The sequence below is a fragment of the Fulvivirga aurantia genome, assembly GCF_009711475.1.
Lineage (GTDB): Bacteria > Bacteroidota > Bacteroidia > Cytophagales > Cyclobacteriaceae > Fulvivirga > Fulvivirga aurantia.
In genome coordinates this window covers 1-4595 of the sequence record NZ_SMMD01000610.1, presented here as the reverse complement: position 1 = coordinate 4595, position 4595 = coordinate 1, and the positions used below count along the sequence as shown (strand labels likewise).

The 4595-nt window shown below is 38.5% G+C and carries 5 protein-coding genes; all 5 read right to left on the bottom strand.

Annotation, left to right across the window (positions count from 1 at the left end; translation table 11 throughout):
• A partial coding sequence (gene nqrE, locus E1176_RS05670; RefSeq protein ID WP_155209595.1) for an NADH:ubiquinone reductase (Na(+)-transporting) subunit E occupies positions 1–577 on the bottom strand: 577 nt, incomplete at its 3' end.
• 10 nt (positions 578–587) lie between these two features.
• Entirely contained in the window at positions 588–1268 is a 681-nt protein-coding gene (locus E1176_RS05665) for an NADH:ubiquinone reductase (Na(+)-transporting) subunit D (RefSeq protein ID WP_155209594.1), read from the bottom strand.
• 34 nt (positions 1269–1302) lie between these two features.
• The gene (nqrC, locus tag E1176_RS05660; protein WP_185152648.1) at positions 1303–2061 is read right to left on the bottom strand and encodes an NADH:ubiquinone reductase (Na(+)-transporting) subunit C; all 759 of its coding nucleotides are present in this window, start codon (positions 2059–2061) and stop codon (positions 1303–1305) included.
• Positions 2048–3253 (bottom strand): NADH:ubiquinone reductase (Na(+)-transporting) subunit B, encoded by a 1206-nt coding sequence (locus E1176_RS05655; protein ID WP_155209593.1) that lies wholly within the window; start codon positions 3251–3253, stop codon positions 2048–2050. The genes nqrC and E1176_RS05655 overlap by 14 nt, the downstream gene beginning before the upstream one ends.
• Positions 3254–3277: 24 nt before the next feature.
• Positions 3278–4595: Na(+)-translocating NADH-quinone reductase subunit A (locus tag E1176_RS05650; protein WP_155209592.1), on the bottom strand; the 1318-nt coding region annotated here is incomplete at its 5' end.

Below are 4595 nucleotides of genomic sequence, written 5' to 3'. Positions count from 1 at the left end.
TACCCATCAAACCGGTGATCAACATAGTAATACCTAATCCTTTAAGTCCGTCAGGTACATTTGAGTATTTTAATTTTTCTCTAATCGCTGCCAAAGCTACAATTGCTAATAACCAGCCTATACCCGATCCGAAGCCAAATACTGTAGCTTCAGACAACGTATAATCTCTTTGTACCATAAATAAAGATGAACCAAGAATAGCACAGTTTACAGCTATAAGCGGTAAGAAAATACCCAATGAGCCGTAAAGCGCAGGAGAAAACTTCTCTATAATCATCTCAACAAGTTGTACCATGGCAGCAATAATTGCGATGAACATGATAAACTGTAAAAATTCTAAGTTGATAGATGCGAAATCGGCTCCTAACCAAGCCAATGCACCTTCCTTAAGTACATATTCTTGTAACAACCAGTTGGCAGGTACAGTGATTGTGAGCACGAAAATTACTGCAAAACCAAGACCTACAGCCGTAGAAACCTTTTTAGAAACTGCGAGAAATGAACACATGCCTAAGAAATAGGCGAAGATCATGTTCTCAACAAATATTGCTTTTATACCTAAATTAACTAATTCCATTTTTCTTTAATTAATGTTCTACGTATCCAGTTTTTGATCGCTGTACCCAAATAAGAATTCCTAATACCATGAAGGCTCCAATTGAGTCAACCATTAGTCCATTTGTTGGGAAATTTTCCCAGCCTAGTGCTGCAAAAACATGAAAATCAAAAAATGAACCCGAACCAAATAATTCTCTGAAGAAAGCTACAGTAAGAATGATCCATGCATAACCAAAACCACTACCGATTCCATCTAAGATAGAGTCGTAAGGTTTGTTACCCATTGCAAATGCCTCTAATCTACCCATTACAATACAGTTGGTAATAATTAGACCAACAAAAGCTCCTAGTACTTTATACATTTCGTAATTGTAAGCCTTAAGCACTTCACTTACGAGCGTTACTAAGGTTGCAATTACCGCAAGCTGTACGATAATACGTACCCTGTTTGGTATCAGGTTTCTGATTAATGAAATAATGAGGTTGGCAAACACAATCACGAAAATTACTGCAATTGACATGATAAGTGTTGGCTCCATTTTAATGGTAATAGCCAACGCAGAACAAATACCAAGAACCTGTACGGTGATTGGGTTGTCTTCATTAAGTGGATCTGACATCAGACGCTTTCTCCTTTTCGAGAGAAGACCTTCCGATGGGGTCTTTACCACTTCTTCTTCCTGCGATTTCTCTAAAGTTTCTGTACTCATAAGAAATAATATCTATTTAAACAGCTCCAATTGATTAGAGAGAAGCTGTAGTTTCATTTTTTAATTTTTTGAAATAAGACTGGTAGTAATTCAAGTAATTGGCCAACATATTGTTCAGGCCTTTACCAGTAATTGTTGCACCAGACATACCGTCTACCTGATGTTCTGAAAGGTTAGGATTGCCCTCACCTTTTACCATCATTACTGATACAAGCTCATCACCATCATAAATTTTCTTACCCACATATCTTTGTTGAATTTGCGGTGTTGCTATTCTAGCACCCAAGCCTGGCGTTTCTGCCTTATGCGCAAAAGATGCTCCGGCAATAGTAATCAGATCGCTATCAAGAGCTACAAAGCCCCAGATTTTGTCCCAAAGACCTGCACCATACAATGGTAAAATGTAAGCATCGACCTTTTCAGGATTATCTGCACTCATGTATTTAAATACAGGATAGAGTCTCTCTTCTGGCTCTTTTTTGTAGTTTTTAAGTATATCTACTTTTTCTGCCACAACAGGCTCACCATCTTCGTCAGTTTCAACAGACTGCCCGTTGATATCAACTACAAGTGAGGTGATTCTCTTGTCGTACATGCTAAGTACTTCCTCAGGAGTCATCTTCCCAAGTTTTTCTCTATCCATTACAGAAGATAGAATTTGGCTTTTAGTATCAAGTTCTATCGATTTCTTCTGTGCCGGTGCGAGTACTTGAGATGTAAATGAAAGTACTCCTCCAACCACCACTGTCATGATGGCCGTAAATAAAATGATATATCCGTTAGACTGTTGCACGTTTCAATCTTCTTTTTTTGTTCGAAATAACTACATAATGATCAATCAATGGTGCGAACACATTCATCAGTAGAATGGCTAGCATGATACCTTCAGGATAAGCAGGGTTAAACACTCGGATTAACACCGTAAGCATCCCGATCAATATTCCATAAATCCACTTACCTGTTTCTGTGTGCGCTGCACTCACAGGGTCTGTGGCCATAAACACAGCTCCAAAAGCCAAACCTCCAATAATGAGGTGGTAGTGAGCAGGCATTAACATATATTCATTAGCTCCTACTAAGTTGAAAATGAATCCCATCAACCAGGTTCCAGCAAATACACTTGTAATGATTTTCCAGCTTCCTACACCAGTTACAATTAGTATAATAGCACCTACAAGGCACATGATAACTGAAGTAGAACCTATACTACCTGGGTAAAGACCAACAATCAGGTTATTGAATCCAAACAAACCTTCACCCCAACTACCGCCAAAGGTATTAAGTGAAGCCAAAACGTTTTGTCCATTAGTTACAGCGTCACCTGCTATTGATAATGGAGTAGCACCAGAAAAACCAGCAACTGCTTCATTACCTTCACCTATGTAAGTCCAAACATCACCAGAAATCTGACTAGGATAAGCAAAATATAAAAATGCTCTTGCCGTTAAAGCCACGTTAAGCACATTCATACCCGTTCCTCCAAAAGCTTCTTTAGCAATAATTACTGCGAAAATAACCGCCAGAGCAACCTGCCACAACGGAATATCCGGAGGCATTACTAATGGTATTAACATACCTGTAACCAAGAAACCTTCGTTTATTGGGTGTCTTCTGATTGTAGCAAAAGTAAACTCTACTGATAGACCAACTACATACGATACTACCACAATAGGAATTACTTGCTTAACACCAATCCAGAGCATATCAGCCAAAGCAGCATCTGGCTGCCCTATAGCAATAAAATGCTGATATCCTGTATTATATATACCAAATAAGAGACATGGAATCATGGCGATAATTACCGTCATCATCATTCGCTTCATGTCTATTGCATCTCTAATCTGCACACCATTAGCTTTGGTAGTGTGATTAGGGGCAAATAGCAACGTCTCGTGAGCCTCGTATATATAGTAAAACTTCTCCCACTTACCTCCTTTTTCGAAGTGTGGCTTTACTTTATCAAGTGCATCTCTTAAAAACTTCATCTTATATCGCTACTTCTTAAATAATTAACTGTATTGCATTAAATCCAGACCTTCTCTTACAATGGCCTGTACATCATGCTTTGAAACATCGACAAATTCACAAAGCGCCAAGTCTTCTTCCAACACTTCGTATATGCCTAATGCTTCCATATCATCAAAATCTTCTGCTAAAATAGCTTTAAGCAAGTATGTAGGATAAATATCCATTGGAGTAACCTGCTCAAATACTCCCGTTTGCACGAATGCTCTAGGCTCACCTTTGGTATTTGTATTTACTACAAACTCTTTCTTTGGATTTAAGAAAGATAACAAACCAAATGCTCTCTGGAAGCTTAACTTATCAGTTGTTGGCTTTATCCAACCTAATAATTCATACTCATCTCCTTCTGGTATTACCGTTACCAGATTATCTCTAAAGCCAATGTGGCCGTCTTTAGCGATTTTCTCACCAGTGAGCACATTGCCAGAAACATATCTTACATGCCCATCTTTGATGTTATTTTCTATCATTTTCTTGATAGAAGCACCGGCATACGTCTTGTAATATTGTGGGTTTTGAACCTCAGATCCAGCAAGTGCAACTACTTTTGAAGCATCATACTTACCTTCGAGGAATAACTTACCAATTTGGATAACTCCAAATGGATCTAGCGTCCAAACTACATCTCCTTTATTGATCGGGTCGATGTGATGGATCTGAACACCAACATTACCAGCAGGGTGTTTGCCGGAAATTTTGTTTACTTCTACATTATTTGCATTAGTAAACATAGCAGGTGATTCAGTATCTGCACTTACATTGAGGTGAATATTACCAGTAGTAAGTTTTTTTAGGACATCAAGCCCTGCCTGGAAATACTGATCTTCTCCTTTAAAAAGTATATTGTAATCAGGTGCCAGTGGGTGAGAATCAAAAGCTGAGATAAATATTGCTTTTGGAGTCTCTTCCGGATCTGCTATAACACCGTAAGGTCTTTGAGTGATGTTTGGCCAGGTACCAGAAGTCAATAGATTCTCTACCACTTCTTCTCTGGTTACATTAGCGATATCAGAAACAGAATACTTCTTGAATGACTCATACTCCATTTGCTTATCAGCAAGTATGACTATTTCTAAAAGTTTTCTTTTATCACCTCTACGTATCTCTACCACTTCACCGCTTACAGGAGCCACGTGCTTTACACTTTCATTCTTTTTATCAAAAAGAATAGTAGTACCAGCTTTTACGTTATCTCCTTCCTTAACAGTAAGTTTCGGTCTTAGTATACCATGAAAACTTGTAGGTTTATAGGCGAATGTTTCAGGTTGCTCTACCTCAGCGATCTTACTCTGAGCTTTACCC